The 17,125-nt window shown below is 59.5% G+C and carries 22 protein-coding genes and 1 pseudogene; 2 read left to right on the top strand and 21 right to left on the bottom strand.

What is annotated here, in order from left to right:
• Positions 1-5: 5 nt before the first annotated feature.
• The 4 genes from arfB to NDI87_RS00735 are packed head-to-tail and all read right to left on the bottom strand — an operon-like array spanning position 6 to position 3,453.
• Positions 6-419 carry an alternative ribosome rescue aminoacyl-tRNA hydrolase ArfB gene (arfB, locus tag NDI87_RS00720; RefSeq protein ID WP_296272840.1) on the bottom strand — a complete coding sequence of 138 codons (414 nt, stop codon included), beginning with the start codon at positions 417-419 and terminating at the stop codon, positions 6-8.
• Between the two features lie 11 nt (positions 420-430).
• Complete coding sequence (gene yegQ / locus NDI87_RS00725) at positions 431-1,831, bottom strand: tRNA 5-hydroxyuridine modification protein YegQ (RefSeq protein ID WP_296272842.1); 1,401 nt, start codon at positions 1,829-1,831, stop codon at positions 431-433.
• A 13-nt stretch (positions 1,832-1,844) separates the two neighbouring features.
• Positions 1,845-2,939, bottom strand: a complete 1,095-nt coding sequence (aroC, locus tag NDI87_RS00730; protein WP_296272843.1) for a chorismate synthase — start codon at positions 2,937-2,939, stop codon at positions 1,845-1,847.
• 49 nt (positions 2,940-2,988) lie between these two features.
• On the bottom strand, positions 2,989-3,453 hold the full coding sequence (locus tag NDI87_RS00735; protein WP_296272845.1) for a CBS domain-containing protein: 465 nt from the start codon (positions 3,451-3,453) through the stop codon (positions 2,989-2,991).
• A 155-nt stretch (positions 3,454-3,608) separates the two neighbouring features.
• On the opposite strand from NDI87_RS00735, the gene NDI87_RS00740 reads away from it, so the two are divergent.
• Together NDI87_RS00740 and NDI87_RS00745 are read left to right on the top strand one after the other, a co-directional pair.
• The gene (locus tag NDI87_RS00740; RefSeq protein ID WP_296272846.1) at positions 3,609-4,907 is read left to right on the top strand and encodes an O-acetylhomoserine aminocarboxypropyltransferase; all 1,299 of its coding nucleotides are present in this window, start codon (positions 3,609-3,611) and stop codon (positions 4,905-4,907) included.
• Entirely contained in the window at positions 4,904-5,728 is an 825-nt protein-coding gene (locus tag NDI87_RS00745; RefSeq protein WP_296272848.1) for an alpha/beta hydrolase, read from the top strand. Before NDI87_RS00740 ends, NDI87_RS00745 begins: the two co-directional genes overlap by 4 nt.
• 168 nt (positions 5,729-5,896) lie before the next feature.
• On the opposite strand, the gene fdxB is transcribed toward NDI87_RS00745, so the two are convergent.
• From fdxB to nifH, 17 genes and pseudogenes are all read right to left on the bottom strand, one after another.
• On the bottom strand, positions 5,897-6,208 hold the full coding sequence (gene fdxB / locus NDI87_RS00750) for a ferredoxin III, nif-specific (protein WP_296272850.1): 312 nt from the start codon (positions 6,206-6,208) through the stop codon (positions 5,897-5,899).
• Complete coding sequence (locus NDI87_RS00755; protein WP_296272852.1) at positions 6,205-6,399, bottom strand: CCE_0567 family metalloprotein; 195 nt, start codon at positions 6,397-6,399, stop codon at positions 6,205-6,207. The genes fdxB and NDI87_RS00755 overlap by 4 nt, the downstream gene beginning before the upstream one ends.
• 2 nt (positions 6,400-6,401) lie before the next feature.
• Positions 6,402-6,893 carry a NifX-associated nitrogen fixation protein gene (locus NDI87_RS00760; RefSeq protein ID WP_296272853.1) on the bottom strand — a complete coding sequence of 164 codons (492 nt, stop codon included), beginning with the start codon at positions 6,891-6,893 and terminating at the stop codon, positions 6,402-6,404.
• Entirely contained in the window at positions 6,890-7,300 is a 411-nt protein-coding gene (nifX, locus tag NDI87_RS00765; RefSeq protein WP_296272854.1) for a nitrogen fixation protein NifX, read from the bottom strand. Before nifX ends, NDI87_RS00760 begins: the two co-directional genes overlap by 4 nt.
• A gap of 36 nt (positions 7,301-7,336) precedes the next feature.
• Positions 7,337-8,755 carry a nitrogenase iron-molybdenum cofactor biosynthesis protein NifN gene (gene nifN / locus NDI87_RS00770; RefSeq protein WP_296272855.1) on the bottom strand — a complete coding sequence of 473 codons (1,419 nt, stop codon included), beginning with the start codon at positions 8,753-8,755 and terminating at the stop codon, positions 7,337-7,339.
• A gap of 32 nt (positions 8,756-8,787) precedes the next feature.
• Positions 8,788-10,278 carry a nitrogenase iron-molybdenum cofactor biosynthesis protein NifE gene (gene nifE / locus NDI87_RS00775; protein ID WP_296272857.1) on the bottom strand — a complete coding sequence of 497 codons (1,491 nt, stop codon included), beginning with the start codon at positions 10,276-10,278 and terminating at the stop codon, positions 8,788-8,790.
• Between the two features lie 258 nt (positions 10,279-10,536).
• Positions 10,537-10,938 (bottom strand): GFA family protein, encoded by a 402-nt coding sequence (locus NDI87_RS00780; RefSeq protein WP_296272859.1) that lies wholly within the window; start codon positions 10,936-10,938, stop codon positions 10,537-10,539.
• A gap of 48 nt (positions 10,939-10,986) precedes the next feature.
• Positions 10,987-11,310, bottom strand: coding sequence for a type II toxin-antitoxin system RelE/ParE family toxin (locus tag NDI87_RS00785; RefSeq protein WP_296272860.1), 324 nt, complete (start codon positions 11,308-11,310; stop codon positions 10,987-10,989).
• Positions 11,307-11,546, bottom strand: coding sequence for a ribbon-helix-helix domain-containing protein (locus NDI87_RS00790; RefSeq protein ID WP_296272862.1), 240 nt, complete (start codon positions 11,544-11,546; stop codon positions 11,307-11,309). Before NDI87_RS00790 ends, NDI87_RS00785 begins: the two co-directional genes overlap by 4 nt.
• Before the next feature lie 85 nt (positions 11,547-11,631).
• The gene (locus NDI87_RS00795) at positions 11,632-12,018 is read right to left on the bottom strand and encodes a hypothetical protein (protein ID WP_296272863.1); all 387 of its coding nucleotides are present in this window, start codon (positions 12,016-12,018) and stop codon (positions 11,632-11,634) included.
• A 14-nt stretch (positions 12,019-12,032) separates the two neighbouring features.
• The gene (locus NDI87_RS00800) at positions 12,033-12,377 is read right to left on the bottom strand and encodes a hypothetical protein (protein WP_296272864.1); all 345 of its coding nucleotides are present in this window, start codon (positions 12,375-12,377) and stop codon (positions 12,033-12,035) included.
• Positions 12,378-12,415: 38 nt separating this feature from the next.
• Positions 12,416-12,670, bottom strand: coding sequence for a hypothetical protein (locus tag NDI87_RS00805; RefSeq protein WP_296272866.1), 255 nt, complete (start codon positions 12,668-12,670; stop codon positions 12,416-12,418).
• Positions 12,671-12,700: 30 nt separating this feature from the next.
• Entirely contained in the window at positions 12,701-13,018 is a 318-nt protein-coding gene (locus tag NDI87_RS00810) for a hypothetical protein (protein WP_296272868.1), read from the bottom strand.
• Positions 13,019-13,020: 2 nt separating this feature from the next.
• Positions 13,021-13,368 (bottom strand): 2Fe-2S iron-sulfur cluster-binding protein, encoded by a 348-nt coding sequence (locus NDI87_RS00815; RefSeq protein ID WP_296272869.1) that lies wholly within the window; start codon positions 13,366-13,368, stop codon positions 13,021-13,023.
• A gap of 148 nt (positions 13,369-13,516) precedes the next feature.
• The gene (gene nifK / locus NDI87_RS00820) at positions 13,517-15,073 is read right to left on the bottom strand and encodes a nitrogenase molybdenum-iron protein subunit beta (protein WP_296272871.1); all 1,557 of its coding nucleotides are present in this window, start codon (positions 15,071-15,073) and stop codon (positions 13,517-13,519) included.
• 95 nt (positions 15,074-15,168) lie between these two features.
• Positions 15,169-16,632: a nitrogenase molybdenum-iron protein alpha chain gene (nifD, locus tag NDI87_RS00825; protein ID WP_296272872.1), complete on the bottom strand. Its 1,464-nt coding sequence runs from the start codon at positions 16,630-16,632 to the stop codon at positions 15,169-15,171.
• 85 nt (positions 16,633-16,717) lie between these two features.
• A pseudogene (nifH, locus tag NDI87_RS00830) lies at positions 16,718-17,125 on the bottom strand (nitrogenase reductase); the annotation flags it as partial.

The raw sequence follows: 17,125 nt of genomic DNA on the forward strand, positions 1-17,125 counted from the left end.
GCCCATCAATGCTCATGCAGAACCCGGGCACGCGTGGCCTTGACCTCGGAGCGCTGTGTCTTGGCCTGGCGCACCCGCCTGACTGAGGCGCGCGTCGGTTTGGTGGGTTTGCGCGTTTTGGGCGGCTGCGCCACGCTGTTGACCAGTTCGTGCAGGCGAATCAACGCGTCAAAACGGTTCATCTCCTGGGTGCGGTGCTGCTGCGCCTTGAGCACCAGAATGCCGTCCTTGGTAATGCGACTGTCATGCAGCGCCAGCAAACGCTCCTTGACGTCGTCGGGCAGGCTCGATGCAGCTATGTCAAAACGCAAATGGATCGCGCTGGATACCTTGTTGACGTTTTGCCCGCCCGCGCCCTGCGCCCGGATGGCCGAGAGTTCAACCTCGTCCTCGCGCACATGTAAAGGCTCTGCATTCACGGTCATCCCAGTCACACCAACGAAGCGGTAGGATTTGTCTCTGGCGCATGCACATAACGCGCCACAAACGCACCCACGGCAGTTTCCGGCAGCGGCAACCACACGGTGTGGCCACTGCCTGGCGCCACCGCCACGGCGCTGCCGTCAGCGCTTTCCATGCGGTTGATCTGCACATCAAAATTGCCATCCGGGTGGATGATCTCGAGCCAGTCGTTCACGGCAAATCGGTTGCGCACGTTCACCTGCATCAGGCCGCGCGCGGCGTCAAACGCCACGGCATCGCCCACGTACAAGCTGCGACCCGACTCCGAGTAACCGCGCAAATAATTTTGCGTGGCTTCGGGACTGTGGCGCTGGAAAAAACCCGAGGTGTAGCCGCGGTTGGCCAGCCCTTCGAGCTGCCCCAACAGCGCCGGGTCCAGTTCGCGTCCGGCCACCGCGTCGTCTATCGCGCGGCGATAGCTTTGCACCGTGCGCGCCACGTAATACGGGCTCTTGGTGCGGCCCTCGATCTTGAGCGAATCGACACCAATTTCCACCAGCCGCTTGACGTGCTCGATGGCGCGCAGGTCCTTGGAATTCATCACGTAGGTGCCGTGCTCGTCTTCCTCGATCGGCATGTAACTGCCCTCGCGCTGGCTTTCCTCAAGCATGTAGACCTGGTCGGCTTCGGGCGCACGTTCAATGTGACCCTGCCCTGGCAACACGCCACCGCCGGTTCGCTCGTCCTGTTCGCGTTCACGCGCCATCGCCGCCTGGCGTGTCAGCACGTCGCCCGAGGCATCGACCACGCCTTTTTGCGTCTTGTAGTCCCAGCGGCAGGAATTGGTGCAACTGCCCTGGTTGGCGTCGCGGTGGTTGAAGTAGCCCGACAGCAGGCAGCGGCCCGAATAGGCAATACACAAGGCGCCGTGCACAAACACTTCGAGTTCGGTGTCCGGGCAATCCTGGCGAATCTGCGCCACCTGGTCCAGCGACAACTCGCGCGACAGGATGACCCGGCTGATGCCGACGGTTTTCCAAAACCTGACAGCGGCGGAATTCACCGTGTTGGCCTGCACCGACAGATGGATTTCCATCTCGGGCCAGGTTTCGCGCACCATCATGATGAGGCCGGGGTCGGACATGATCATGGCATCGGGCTTCAAGGCAATCACCGGCGCCATGTTGTCGATGTAGCTCCTGATCTTGTTGCCGTGCGGGAAGATGTTGGACACCAGGAAAAATTTGGCGCCTTTGGCATGGGCCGTGTCAATGCCCTGCTTCAAGACCTCAATGGCACCGAAGTCGTTGTTGCGCACGCGCAGGGAATAGCGCGGCTGGCCTGCATAAATGGCCGTGGCGCCAAAGGCCAGCGCCGTTTCCAGCATGGCCAAGGAGCCTGCCGGGGCCAACAGTTCAGGGGTTTTCATGGCGTGTATCAATTCAGGCCTGGGCGGCAATAGGCGCCAGCACAGGCTGCACATCGCCACACTGGGCGCGCTGGCGCAACGCGTGCTCCATCACCACCAGCGCCAGCATGGCTTCCAGGATGGGCGTGGCGCGAATGCCCACGCAAGGGTCGTGGCGGCCTTTGGTGACCACTTCGGTGGGCTGGCCCGCCATGTCGATCGAGGTGCGCGGCGTCAGGATCGAGCTGGTCGGCTTGACCGCCACCGACACTTCCAGGTCCTGCCCTGAGGTGATGCCACCCAGCGTGCCGCCCGCGTTGTTGCCCATGAAGCCCTGAGGGGTCAGCGCGTCGCCATGCCTGCTGCCACGCTGTGCCACGCAGGCAAAACCGGCGCCAATTTCCACGCCCTTGACAGCATTGACGCCCATCATGGCGTAGGCAATGTCAGCGTCCATTTTGTCGAACAGCGGCTCACCCAGGCCCACCGGCACATTCGATGCCGACACGCGCAAGCGCGCACCACAGGAGTCGCCGCCCTTGCGCAGCTCGCTCAAGTAGCTTTCCAGCGCAGACACATCGGCCACCGGCGCAAAAAACGGGTTGTTCGGCACATGCTGCCACGACTCGAAGGCAATCGGCAGTTCGCCAATTTGAGTCATGCAGCCGCGAAACACCGTGCCATATTTCTCAAACAGCCATTTTTTGGCCACCGCGCCGGCCGCCACCATCGGCGCCGTCAAACGCGCGCTGGAACGGCCACCGCCGCGCGGGTCGCGAATGCCGTATTTCTGGAAATAGCTGTAATCAGCATGGCCGGGGCGAAAGGTTTGAACGATGTTGCCGTAGTCCTTGCTGCGCTGGTCGGTGTTTTTGATCAACAGGCAAATCGGCGTGCCGGTGGTTTTGCCATCAAACACGCCCGACAAAATTTCTACCGCATCGGGCTCGTTGCGCTGGGTGACAAACTTGCTGGTGCCTGGCCGACGCCGGTCCAGATCGGGCTGAATGTCAGCCTCGGACAGCGACAGCCCGGGCGGGCAGCCGTCGATCACGCAGCCAATGGCCGGGCCGTGGGATTCACCAAAGTTGGTGACTGCGAATAAATTTCCAAAGGTATTGCCGCTCATGGGGCGCGATTATCCCAGAGCGGGCCGCCCTGTGGGCGAAGCCTTGAAACTAGAGCTTGGGCGCGTCTGCCGGTTCCTGGCCTTCGGGCCAGTCATGGATGTAGGCCTTGAGCATCTTGTTCTCAAAGTTCTGACTGTCCACCACGGCGCGGGCCACGTCGTGAAAGCTGATCACGCCCATCAGCACTTTTTTGTTCATGACCGGCATGTAGCGCGCATGGCGCTCCAGCATCATGCGCCGCACTTCGTCCATGTCGGTCTCGGTAGTGCAGGTCAGCGGCGAATCGTCCATGGCAGTGCGCACAACGGTGCTACTGATGCTGCCACCGGTTTTGACCAGGACCTTGGTGAGCTCGCGAACCGTGAGCATGCCCACCAGTTCGCCGTGCTCCATGACCACCAGTGAACCTATATCACGGTCATCCATCAACTTGAGTGCGTTTATCAGAAGCTCGTCGGGTGAGACTGTAAACAGCGTGCCGCCTTTGATGCGCAAAATATCACTGACTTTCATAGTGCTCCTCGTGTTGAATCAGTCAAAGATGACCGAATAAGTAATCCGAAATATAGCCCACAATCAGCTCGTCTTGATCAGTGATTTCCATCAGCTTGCTGCTAATTGTTTAAAAATATTGATCTCACGCACCTTATTCAACCCGAAAGTCCCCCATGCCCGGCTACTCCGACCCCGGTTTTGACACCCTTGCCTTGCACGCGGGCGCCGCGCCCGACCCCGCCACAGGTGCCCGTGCACTTCCCATCTACCTGACCACCTCGTTCGTTTTCGAGTCCAGCGACCACGCCCAGTCGCTGTTCAACCTGGAACGCGCCGGCCATGTGTACAGCCGCATCAGCAATCCGACCAACGCGGTGCTGGAGCAGCGCATCGCGGCGCTGGAAGGTGGCATTGGCGCGATTGCGGTGGCCAGCGGCCAGGCCGCGCTGCACCTGAGCATTGCCACGCTGATGGGCGCCGGCAGCCACATCGTGGCCAGCACCGCGCTCTATGGTGGCAGCCAGAACCTGTTGCACTACACGCTGCGCCGCTTTGGCATCGACACCACGTTTGTCAAGCCCGGCGACATCGACGGCTGGCGCGCGGCAGTGCGGCCCAACACCCGGCTTTTTTTTGGTGAAACTGTCGGCAACCCTGGGCTCGACGTGCTGGACATTCCGACCATAAGCGACATCGCCCACGAGGCCGGCGTGCCGCTGCTGGTGGACTCGACCCTGACCACGCCCTGGCTGATGAAGCCGTTCGAGCATGGTGCCGACCTGGTCTACCACTCGGCCACCAAGTTCCTGAGCGGCCACGGCACGGTGATCGGCGGGCTGGTGGTGGATGGCGGCAGTTTTGACTGGGAGGCCGCGGGGCGCTTCCCCGAGCTGTGCCAGCCCTACGACGGTTTTCACAACATGGTGTTCTCCGAAGAATCCACCGTCGGCGCGTTTTTGCTGCGGGCCCGCCGTGAAGGCCTGCGCGACTTTGGCGCGGCCTTGAGCCCCCACTCGGCCTGGCTCATTTTGCAGGGCATGGAAACGCTGCCGCTGCGCATGGCGCGGCACATGAGCAACACCCAGCGTGTGGTCGAATTCCTGGCCAGCCAGCCCTTTGTGGCGCGGGTCGGCCACCCCATGCTGGACAGCCACCCCAGCCATGCGCTGGCGCAAAAACTGCTGCCACGCGGCGCGGGATCGGTCTTCAGTTTCGACCTGAAAGGCAGCCGCGCCCAGGGCAAGGCCTTTGTCGAAAACCTCAAGCTGTTCAGCCACCTGGCCAATGTGGGCGACTGCCGCAGCCTGGTGATCCACCCGGCCAGCACCACCCACTTCCGCATGGATAACGCAGCCCTGATCGCGGCCGGCATCACCCAGGGAACGATCCGCCTGAGCATCGGACTGGAAGATCCGGATGATCTGATCGACGACCTGAAACGGGCTTTGAAAGCCGCGGAGAAAGCAGCATGATTTTCACTGTCAACGGCGCACCAACTTATTGCTACACCGGCGGCAAACCCTTCGATGCCGCCCAGCCCACCGCGATCTTCATCCACGGTGTGCTGGGCGACCACAGCGTCTGGATTTTGCAGACGCGCTACCTGGCGCACCACGGCTGGAACGTGCTGGCGATTGATTTGCCCGGCCACTGCCGCAGCGGCGGCGAGCCGCCCGCCACAGTAGAAGAGGCGGCCGACTTTGTACTGGCGTTGATGGCTGCGGCAGGGCTCAAGCAGGCCGCCTTGGTGGGCCACAGCCTTGGCTCGCTGATTGCACTGGAAGCCGCGGCCCGCGCACCTGAACGCATCAGTCAACTGGTGCTGGTCGGCACCGCGTTTCCCATGCGCGTCTCCCCGGCCCTGTTACGGGCGTCAGTGACGGAGCCGATGAAGGCACTGGCCATGGTCAACGTATTTTCCCGCGCCACGCTGGCCCCGCCGCCCTCAGCTTTGGGGCCGGGCACCTGGGTCTATGGCGCGTCGATGGCGCTGGGCCGCCGGGTGCTGGCCAGCAATCAAAAAGTGAACGTGTTTTACACCGGCTTCAAGGCCTGCGACAGCTACCAGAACGGCCTGCAAGCCATGGCCCGGGTCACTTGCCCGGTGCTGTTTGTGCTGGGCAAGGTGGACCAGATGACGCCGCCCAAGGCAGCGCAGGAACTGATCAAGGGGGCAAGGAATGCCCAGGTGGTTTATTTGCCCGGTGGGCACCAGCAGATGAATGAAACGCCTGAGGAGATGCTGGCGGCATTGAGCGGTTTTTTGACCATCAACAAAATGGTATTGCGCTGAAGTAACTCGGTGTCGCTTGAAGACACCCCGGTTTTGACACCCTCACTGGCTTGGGACAACTTATTCCGTTTCCAAATCATTTGTGTCTAGGCGCGAAGCCGCAGGCAGTGCTGTAGCACGACAAGGCGAAGCAACAACGACACGGATGATTTAGAAATGGAATTACGTTCACACAAGGGCTGCAGCGTGGGTATAGCACTTCTTCGGGCAAATCTTGGCGCACGCAGTGCAACCGATGCACAGTTCCTGGTGCGCAATCGTCATCACTTTCTTTTCGTATTCCTCATCATCGTCGTCATCGTCGATATCGACAGTAATCCGCTCGCCCTCTTCGGTCAAGCCAACCAGTTCCAATACACCGCGCGGACAGACCTTGAAACAACGTCCGCAGCCGATGCATTTTTGATCGTCCAATGCCGCGACAAAAGTGGGGGTCCACACCGCACCACTGGGCAGGGTGACGTTGAATGTCGCGCTCATAACGCAGCCGCCGCCTTGCGTGCGTCCATCAGCATGGCATGAGCTTCGTGACAGCGCTGCGCCACCTGCAAAATCATTTCCCAGTTGGTTGGCAGTTCTTCCGACAGGTCGTGCAGGTCCATTTTGGCCTGCGTGGCGCGGGCGTTGAGTTTTTTCAGCCGCGCCTTGAGTTCTTCAGCATCCGTGCTCATGATCAGGCTCCGTATTGCGCCACAGCGGGATAAGTGCGGATCATGCTGACCGCTTCATCAAAAAACTTGCCCCCGGCCTGCGCCAGTTTGGCCAGTGACGGGAAGCCAAAGCGATGCACGTCGCGCAACTGCTTGTTGACCACGACCAATCGACCGGCAATCAACACCATGCGGCCAAAGCCTTCGTGGCTCATTTTCATCATCGGCGACACCATCTGACCGGTTTCGCGCTCAATCGCCACGGCAATCGCGTTGTAGAAAATTTCCAGATGCCACAAGGTTTCGGGATCCGGATCACCCAGGATCGGCAGGGCACGGCGTTCTTCAGCCGTGTGAATATAGGGCTTGAGCAACTGCAGGTCGCTCTTGTTGTCCCAGGTGCCGTTGGTGTCCTGCGCGCGCAGTTGCTTGATGAGCTGCTGCACAAACGGTGTCGAGAGATACGCCTCGTCATTGACGGGGGCAAGCGTCTCAAGGGTTTCAGATTCTGTCATTGGGTTACCTCATCGTCTTCAAAGTCAAATGTGCGCTCGCCGTCTTTGGCCAGTGCCTTGCGCAGCCAGGGTGGCGGCGTGCCCTGCAGCACCAGCTGAAGCTTGTCCAGAATTTCGGCAATCGATTCAGGCTGGGACACCTTGATGGGATGGATCTTCATGGCCACGACACGCGCCGCACCGGAGCCACCAATGGCGGCCACGTAGACGATGGCGCAGTCCTTGATGGCTTCCAGCTTGGGGGCCAGCTTGTCTTCGTCGCCGTCTTCTTCAAGCGTGTCGCCAAACTCAAAACTCTCGACAAAGTGATGCCCCTCGGGCGACACGTCATACACAACAATGCTTTTGGCCCAGCCAAAATGCGCGTCAACGCGCGCTTTGTCCTGGGTGGCGAAGGCAATTTTCATAAGGCACTCCTGGTTTTGGGTTGAGGTTTCAAGGGGTCAGGCACTGGCAGCCGCCACGGTTTCCTGATAACGCGCTGAGTCCTGCAGCTTGTCCGGTCTCGCTCGCACCACTGCCGCTGCTGCGCGCAAGGCCTCGGGCGTGAGCGGCCAGTCGGTAGCGTGGTGATGACCGATCTGTTCAATCATCAGGTTGGCAATGTCAAAAATCAGGGCCATCGTGCCGCGGTAACCCACCTGGCAACGGTGTGCGTTGCCAATGCGGTCAAACACCGGAAAACCAATGCGCAACAGGGGCTTGCCCAACCGCTCTGCCGCCTGGCGACCATGTGAATGGGTGACCAGCAAGTCGCAATCTACGGCACCTTTTTCCAGGTCTTCCAGGTCACCCAGAATCACTGTCTCAGCCGGCAGCAATGCGTGCGAAGCCGACTTGGTGGTGCTAACGCAGCAGCGCAATTCGGCCCCCATTTCATGCAGCAGGCTGCCCACCGCCAGCAGCAAGTCGGGTTCGGCCGCAATCGCCACCTTGATGCCACCAGTGTAAAAATGGCCGTCCAGCATGGCATCAAGCAACTGGCTGCGCTGGCTGCGGTATTTGGCGGGCACCGGCCGCCCGGAAACCTGTGCCAGACGTTGCAGAAATCGGTCGTTGACTTCCAGCCCGGTCAACCGGTCAAAAATTTCCAGCGGTGTCCCGGCAATGCCTTGCAACGCTTCGGCCGGCTCACGGGTTTGTTCACCCACGCCGATGGTCAGCGCAGAAGCCCCGGCGGCCCGAATCTGTTCCAACGTGGTGCCACCCAAGGTGGTGCCACGCCAATCGGGGGCAATGTGACCGTCGAGCGAGCCTGAAATGTCTGGCAGGACGATGACCGAGAGGCCAAAAGCTTCAATGATGTCGCGCAGTTCGTCAATGTCGGCCGGCGCCAGATGGCTGCCGGGCAACAAGGTCACTTGCTGGGTGTTGACCGGCAGCGGTTTAACCAGTGTCTTGACGATGGCGGTTACCGCATGGCTGTAGCCATCTTCAAACCCACCCACGTAATCGGGGGTAGATACATAGATGATCTCGGTGTCATCCAGCTCGGGCTTGCGTTTGCGCACGGTCACGATGTAGCCGTCCACATCATCCCCTTTTGTTTCCGTCAGGCCGGTGGAGCAGATGGCAATCACTTTGGGTGCGGCGCGTTTGCGGATGTTCAGCAGAGCCGCTTCGATGTTGTCGTAGCCCCCCAGGATGGAGGTCACCTCGTTCATGGCTGTAGTCTGCAGCGGAATGGCTTCCTTGAAATGCCGCACCAGCAGCACCAGACCGAACGAGGTGCAACCTTGTGAGCCGTGCATCACCGGCATACAGGCGTCCAGCCCCAGAAAGGCAAAACTGGCACCCAGCGGCTGGCTCATCTTGAGCGGGTTCACCGCGCAGGCTTTTTTGGATTCAACAACGCTGGCCATGTTGGATTACTCGGGTTAGGGGTTGTGTGGGGTCAACTCGGCACTTCTTCGGGGGCCAGGCCCATGGACTTGGCGGCCACTTCGGTCAGGTAAGCCATGGGCTGCGCGCTGGGCAACACGGCACCCAGGGTTTCGCCGTCATCACCCCAGGGGGCCGGGATCCGCACCTGCTGCCAGACCGGGTTGTGGATGGCGCGGTCTATCTCGCGCACCAGTTCCACCATGCCTTCATAGCCGCCATAAGGGTGATAACGCTCCTGGTTGATGTCCAGCCAGGGCATACGCGCTTTCAGCGCGACAAACTGCGAACGCCCGCCGGAGAGCATGATGTCAGCCCGCGCCTCACGCAGCATGTTGTACATCTCGCGCGGGGTCATGTCGTCGATCATGTGGGCGTCGTCACCCATGATCTCCTTGATCTTTTCCTTGTCTTCCTTGGTGGACTTTTTCACGCTGGTGCCCACAATCTCCATGCCACCTTCCTGCAGCGCTGCCACCACCGACCAGGATTTGACACCGCCGGTGATCAGCAGCACCCGCTTGCCCTGCAGCCGCTGCTTGTATTCGGCAATGCGCTGCCAGGCGCGTGCCTCTTCGACTTCGATCAGGCGCTCGGTACGGTCCAGCAAATCATCAGGGGCACCCTGCTGCACCAGCAGTTTGGCGATCTGGCGCAAGGTGTCGCTCATGTCGCCAATGCCGTAGAACGAACCTTCAAAATACGGAATGCCCCAGCGCTGCTCCATCTTGGTGGCAATGTTGATCATCGACTTGGAGCACACCATCATGTTCACCTTGGCCCGGTGCGCGCTGGCCACCTCCTTGTAACGTCCGTCGCCCGAGATACACGACAGGATCCGGATGCCCAGCGCATCCAGCAGCGGCTTGACCTGCCACAACTCGCCCACCAGGTTGTATTCACCAATGATGTTGATGTCATAGGGCGTGGTGAATTCGGGTTCTACCGTGCCGATCACGTAGTCCAGCAAAGCCTCGGCACCCAGTTTGTTGCCCAGGTTCTTGGGGCCGGCAAAACCGGGGGCGTTAACCGGAATGATGGGTTTGCCAAATTTCTCGGTGGCGCGCTGGCACACGGCCTCGATGTCGTCGCCCACCAGGGCAGTCACGCAGGTCTGGTAGACAAACACAGCCGGTGGATCGTACTTCTCAATGATCTCGCGAATCGACTTGAACAGGCGTTTTTCACCGCCGTAGATCACGTCCAGCTCGTTGATGTCGGTGGTGAACCCGGTGCGATAGATTTGCGGGCCGGACGAGCCACTGTGCCGGTTGTCCCAGGAGTTGCCCTCGCAGGCAATCGGCCCGTGCACCAGGTGCGCCACGTCGGCAATGGGTTGCAGCGCAATCTTGGCGCCGTCAAAAGCGCAACCACCGGCGGCCGCGCCGGGCGAGAGCTGCTTGGTGCAGCCCTTCTTGCGTTCCTTCTCGCTCTTGCCCTGATTCTTGTCGCAACCAGGCTCTTCGAACACTTCGGCAATTTTGGCCTTGAGCGCAACTGACATGGAAGACTCCTGATGGGGTGGGTAGTCTTCTCATTGCATTTTTGGTGCCAGGATAAAACCCGACTTTTTCAGTGATTACGACGGGATATCGCTACCGGCGACGCCGCGCTTTAGCCGGTTTGTAGGGATTACGACAAACGGTTTGCGACAGAACGGCGGCTGGTTTGCTGGCTTCACGATCCAGTGGATCAATCATCCAGGTTGGAGTATCAACATTCACCCGTTTCTGCGCCTGCAACACACGCTTTGCCTTGGTACTCATAGGTGGCGAAAGAATGCCGGTGCGCTTTGCCATTTGTCATGCAGCCCGTCAACATAGGTGATGGGGACTTTTGAAAGCTCCTCGTCTGTAACATCGGAGAGACACCCAAGATTGACGCCATACATTTTGCCGATGGGCGTTTCATTGCCGATGCCAAAGCAGCGAACGCCGCAGCGCTTGCAGAAATAGTGATGATTTTTCTTTGTGTTGAACAAATACTGCGTCAGCTCGGATTCGCCAGTAAGTAAACGGAAGTTTTCAGGCCTGGCTACAGTCGGCCAGAAGCGAGTGCGCCGACATATGGAGCAGTTGCAACGGAATGAGCTTTGGGTGAGGTCAAGGTCGGCCTCGAAAGTTACAGCACCGCAATGACAACTGCCTTGATATGTTTTTAGCATGATGCATTCTCCTCAATACCTGAGAGCGGGCTTTTTCAAGCCCAACGATTAGCGCTTATCCTCTAGCCATGCAGGAATGTCACGTTGCCCACGCAAAACGCGCCAGACATCAATGCTATCTTCACACTCGATGAAGAACACCAGATACGGGTAGCGGTTGAGTGACCGGGAGCGTAGGCCGGGAATGTTCAGCGCGTGGGCGTAGCGTGGTGAGCCGGTGGCGGGATGGCGCGCGATATGGGCGTAGGCCTGCTCAAGGGCATCGACAAACCCCAAGGCTGCTCGCTCGGCGCTTTCGCTCAGATAGTGATCAATCGCGTCGTCCACGTCCCGGTTGGCCTCACTGCGCGGGCCAATGGACTTGGCCTTCATCCCGGAGCGCGATTTTGCACACGCTCACGCAATGTCGAAAAGTAACTGGCATCGACGGGCGCCGCAGGCGTTGATGCTGCGCCCTTGAGCAGCAGGCCACGCAGGTGCAAAAGATCCGCGTCTTTGCGAATCAATTCGCGCACGTACTCGCTGCTGGTGCCGTAACCGCGTTGTGCGACCTGTTCGTCCACAAAGGATTTGAGCGAATCAGGCAGGGAGATGTTCATTGTGCTCATGGCGTCATTTTATGACTGCTTGGCAAAAATCAGCCATCGAATCAAACATCGCCCCGCTCACGGGTGCAGCGCATGTATTGCCGCATCAATGCCGCGAGAACAGGTCGCGCAGCTTGCACAGGGTGGTGGTGAGGTCGAAGCGGGTGTCGGCCAGCGCCTCGCCGGCCATGATTTTTTGCAGCGCGACGAGGGGCGCGGTCTCGCCGGTCAGCACCACCTGGGCGCCCCATTTCGCCATGTGACGGATATAGCCGTCGCCCGCGTTGGCGGCGATCATGATCTCGACGCCCTGCAGTGGGTGCGGGCCGGTGTCCTGAAAGTGGTGCGGCAACTGTTCCCTGGTCAGCTCGACGCGCCGGGGTTCGGGCAGCGGCGCGCCGGGCTGGCAGTCGAACACCAGCCAGTCGCGGGCCTGGCCGGCATGGCCGCTGACTTGGCTCCAGTGATCCTTGGTGGCAACGGCAATTTTCATGAATGTCCTTGGTTTCAATAACCGATCTCGAACCACCCTGGCTCGCGGCGGCGCAGTTGCGCAAACAATTCCAGCGTAGCGGGCACCAGGGCGCGCACGCCGTACCAGACCTCCTCGCGGCGCGGCTGGGTGTCGTGCGCCAGCAGCTGCTGCAGGCAGTGCCAGCCATGCCAGTCAATCTGGACCAGGCGCCGGCGCAGCGGCTCCGGCAAATGGGCCAGGGTCTGCGCGATGACGAGCAGGTGAACCTCGACACGCTGCAAGGTATTGGCGCTGGCAAACAGTTCGTCTTCGCTCTGCAGCTCGGCCAGCAGGGCAACGACGACCTGCCCGCTGGTCTGCAGAATGTCATATTGCATGCGGGACAACATGGTCGGGTTCGTTCGTGCGGCCCGGCTCAGCAGTCGTCGGCCAATACTTCAAGCGCCACCAGTTGTTCATGCAGTGCAAATCGTGCGCGCCAGAGCGCCTTGCCCGCAATGAGCGGATCGCCGCCCTCGAAGGCGGCCACGGCTTCAGTGTCATCCCAATAGACACAGCGCTCACCCTGGGGGTTGGCCAGCGTCGCCAGCTTGCAGACAAAATCCTCCTTGTCGTAGGCAAACCAGGCGCGCGGATGGCCTTGATCAGGCAATTCAACAACATGGATCACGGCAAACTCCTGCTTGGGTGGATGTCAGACTTATTCCACGCCTTCGTTGGTGGCCTTGACCCACACCGCGCGGCGCAGGCGCTGTGTGATGCCGGCCGGGCTGGTATCCAACACGCGTTGCGCTGCCGACAAGGCGTTTTGTGCCACGGCGGCCTCCGCCAGCGTGAACGGCAAACGCCCAGCCGCGTGGGTGGCGCCTGGCACGGCTTTGACGATGGCTTGCCGGTTGGGGTGTTCCTCCATCGGAATCAGGCTGTCTGCCTCGCGCACCCCTGCCAGACACACCCAGCCATCAATGACCTCAACCTTGCGGCCATCCTGAGTTGTCCTGATGTAGGTGGCATCCATGGTCAGAACTTGACGATGATGTCTTCGTCGCGCACCACCATCTGGCATGCCAGACGCCAGGGTGGCGGCATGTCTTTGGTCTCGGCGTCGGCAATTTGCTGGGTCGTGATCTTGCCAGCCAGCTTCAGCACCAATTTTTCCTTTTCGGTCAGCGCGACACCGATCGGTGTGGCACCGGAGAGCACAGACACCTGCACCTGGCAGGAACCGCATTCGCCGTTCTCACACTCGGACTCCAGCGGCACGCTGTTGGCTTTTGCTACAGCAAGCAGCGTTTTGGTATCGCCCGCAACGGCATACACCGTCACGTCCTTCTTCATACGGGGGGAGCTAAAGGTTACGTTGGCCATGATGGTCTCAATTTGTATTGGTGACTCCTTAAGGGGATGCAATTCCCGTTGCGAGCCGATTGAGGTTGCGTTGTAGCCCACAGCCGTACACCCGTACGGCGAGGACTGCAAACGCAAGATCAACCGGCGCAGCAGGGAAGTGCGCCCCTTAGCGGATGATGTCGTAGGAGTAGTCGGTCTTGGCGATTTCCATGGTGTTGCCGTCGAGTGCTTCAAAGAACTCGTCGAGCAACATCACCAGCACGCGCATGGCGCCGTCATAACCCCAGGTGGCGTAACGGTGGTAGTGATGGCGATCAAAGATCGGGAACACCAGGCGCACCAGCGGTGTTTTGGTATCGCGTTCCAGGAACTTGCCGTAGGTGTTGCCGATCATGAAGTCCACCGGCTCCGTGAACAACAGCGAACGCAGGTGCCACAGGTCGCGCTTGGGGTAGGCCTTGCAACCCTTGCCGTATGGCGACGAATCAAACAGCGCCTGCATCTTGATCTCCCACTCTTTGCCACCATTGGTGGAAACCACATGAGCGGGTTCGGCACCCAATTCCAGCAGAAAGGCTGCGTAACCCAGCATCTGGTCCGGGTCGCCATACAGGGCAAAGCGTTTGCCATGCAAGTGCGCCTGGCTGTCGGCCATGGCATCCACCACTTCGCCGCGTTCTTTTTCCAGCTGTGCCGGAATTGGCTTGCCGGTCAGGCGAGAGATTTCCATCAGGAAGGCATCGGTACCTGCCACGCCCACAGGCGCATTGAGAACCACCACTTCCTGGCCATGCTCACGGATGAACTTGGTGGTTTTTTCGCAGCAGTATTCCTGGAACACGATGGTCGCCTTGGCGTGCAGGCCGGCAATCACTTCTTCCTTGGTGGTGCCACCAGCGTACATGCGGAACTCGCCGTCAGTGGGTGTATTCCAGTTGCCAGACGGGTCACAAAGGATGTTCACCTTGACGTCGAACAGGTCAAAAATCCGGCGGATTTCTTTCATGTTGCCGACCACGAAACCATCAAAACCGCCAATGAAGTTGATGCTGTCGTCAGGCACACGCACCAGGGGTTCGGTGGTCTTGGCCTTGCCGTCCCAGAAGTGGCGCAACACACCCATCAAGGCATTGTCGTAGCCGGTGACATGGCTGCCGACAAAGGCAGGTGTGTGGGCAAACGGCACATCAAACTCTTCAGGAATGCTGCCCTTTTGCTTGCTGGTCTTGATGAAAGCGTCCACGTCGTCACCAATGACCTCAGCCATGCAGGTGGTTGACACGGCAATCATGTCGGGCTTGTACAGGCTGTAGGCGTTGGCCAGGCCGTCCACCATGTTGTTCAGGCCACCGAACACCGCAGCGTCTTCCGTCATGCTGGATGACACGCAGCTGGTGGGTTCCTTGAAGTGACGTGAGAAATGCGAGCGGTAGTAAGCCACACATCCCTGGCTGCCGTGCACAAAACTCAGTGTCTTGGCAAAGCCGTTGGCGACAAACACCGCGCCCAGGGGCTGGCAAGCCTTGGCCGGGTTCACGGTGAGTGAGTCGCGGGCGAAGTTCTTTTGTTTGTAATCTTCGGTTTTGGTCCATTCGACGATGGACTTGATCTTCTCGTCGGCATGGTTGAATTCGAATTCTTTCTTGTCGGCGAGCATCTTCTGATACTCGGGCTCACGAAACAGCAATTCGTGGTCGATGACTTTGTCAGCGGATTGGGACATGACGGACTCCAATAATTTGCGGTTGGGGCGAGGGCCGTCAGGCACTCGCGTCTAGATTTTTGTAAAGGTGGCGAGCTTTCACCCGCCACATGGGTTTACGCGGCCTTTTTCCAGGGCGCCTTGGTCAGGCCCCAGATCGGGCTGGAAATGGCCATGTCCATGTCACGGGCGAAGATGGCAAAGCCGTCGTAACCGTGGTAAGGGCCGGAGTAGTCCCAGCTGTGCATCTGGCGGAAAGGCACGCCCATCTTCTGGAACACGTACTTTTCCTTGATGCCCGAACCGACCAGGTCCGGCTTGACCTTGTCGACAAAGTGCTCGAACTCGTAACCGGTCACGTCGTCATAGATCAGCGTGGCATCCTTGATGTAATGGGTGGTGCGCTGGTAGTCGTCGTTGTGACCAAATTCGTAGCCGGTACCGACCACCACCATGCCGAGGTCTTCGTAGGCACCAATCACGTGACGGGGGCGCAGGCCGCCGATGTACAGCATGACGGTCTTGCCTTCCAGGCGCGGCTTGAACTTGTCCACCACGGCTTGCATCAGCGGCTTGTACTTGGCGATGACCTCTTCGGCCTTGGCCTTGATGCTGTCGTCGAAGTGGCTGGCGATTTCGCGCAGGCTCTTCTCGATCATGGTGGGGCCGAAGAAGTTGTATTCCACCCATGGAATACCGTACTTCTCTTCCATGTGCCGGCTGATGTAGTTCATCGAGCGGTAGCAGTGCAGCACGTTGAGCTTGGCTTTGGGCGTGTTTTCGATTTCAGCGATGGTGCCGTCACCGGACCACTGGGAAATCACGCGCAGACCCATTTCTTCAAGCAGGATGCGGCTGGACCAGGCGTCGCCACCAATGTTGTAGTCACCGATGATGGCCACGTCGTACGGGGTCGAGACGAATTCCGGGTGCTTGTTGGGGTCAACCTTGTCGAACACCCAATCACGGATCGCGTCATTGGCCAGATGGTGGCCAAGCGACTGGCTGACACCACGGAAACCTTCGCAGCGCACCGGCACGATGGTGTGGCCTTCAAATTCCTTGCTCTTCTTTTTCGACACGGCTTCGATGTCGTCGCCAATCAGGCCGATCGGGCACTCGGACTGAATCGAAATACCCTTGTTGAGCGGGAACAGTTCCTGAATCTCGTCAATGATCTTGTCGAGCTTCTTGTCACCGCCAAAAACGATGTCTTTTTCCTGAAAGTCAGAGGTGAATTGCATCGTCACAAAGGTGTCGATGCCGGTGGTGCCGATGTAGTAGTTGCGCCGGGCCGCCCAAGAGTATTGGCCGCAACCCACCGGTCCGTGGCTGATGTGGACCATGTCCTTGATGGGGCCCCACACCACGCCTTTGGAGCCAGCGTAGGCGCAACCGCGAATCGTCATCACGCCAGGCAATGACTTGATATTGGACTTGACGCCGCAATCGGGCTTGCCTTCTTCAAACGAGCCCAGGTGTTTGGCGCGCCGCTTGGCCATCTTTTCGGGATAAGCCTTCAGCACTTCATCAATCAGGGCCTTGTTCGTGGCCTTGCGCTCTTCAACGGTGGCAGTCATGGGGGAACTCCAGTGATAAAAATATTGTCAATTGGTACTTGGACCGACCCGACTCAAGGCTGAATCAGGTCGGACGCCGTACCTCTTAAGCGGCAGCAGCCAGTTCTGCCGCAGCCTTGCCGACTTGGGTTTCGTCGATCGTGTCCATGATCCCGAACTCCATCAGCATGTCTTCGAGCTGGTCCATGGTGATGGGTGTGGGGATGGTGCCGTTGCCAGCGTTGTTGTGGATCTTGCTGGCCAGCGTGCGGTACTCGGCCGCCTGCTTGGACTCGGGTGCGTACTCGATCACGGTCATGCGGCGCAGTTCTGCGTGCTGCACGATGTTGTCGCGCGGCACAAAGTGGATCAGCTTGGTACCCAGCATGCCAGCCAGGGCGTCAGCCAGTTCCAGCTCCTTGTCGGTCTGGCGCTCGTTACACACCAGGCCACCCAGACGCACACCACCCGAGTTGGCGTATTTCAGAATGCCCTTGGAGATGTTGTTGGCCGC

It is taken from the genome of Rhodoferax sp. (assembly GCF_023701345.1).
In the GTDB taxonomy this organism is placed as follows: domain Bacteria; phylum Pseudomonadota; class Gammaproteobacteria; order Burkholderiales; family Burkholderiaceae_C; genus Rhodoferax.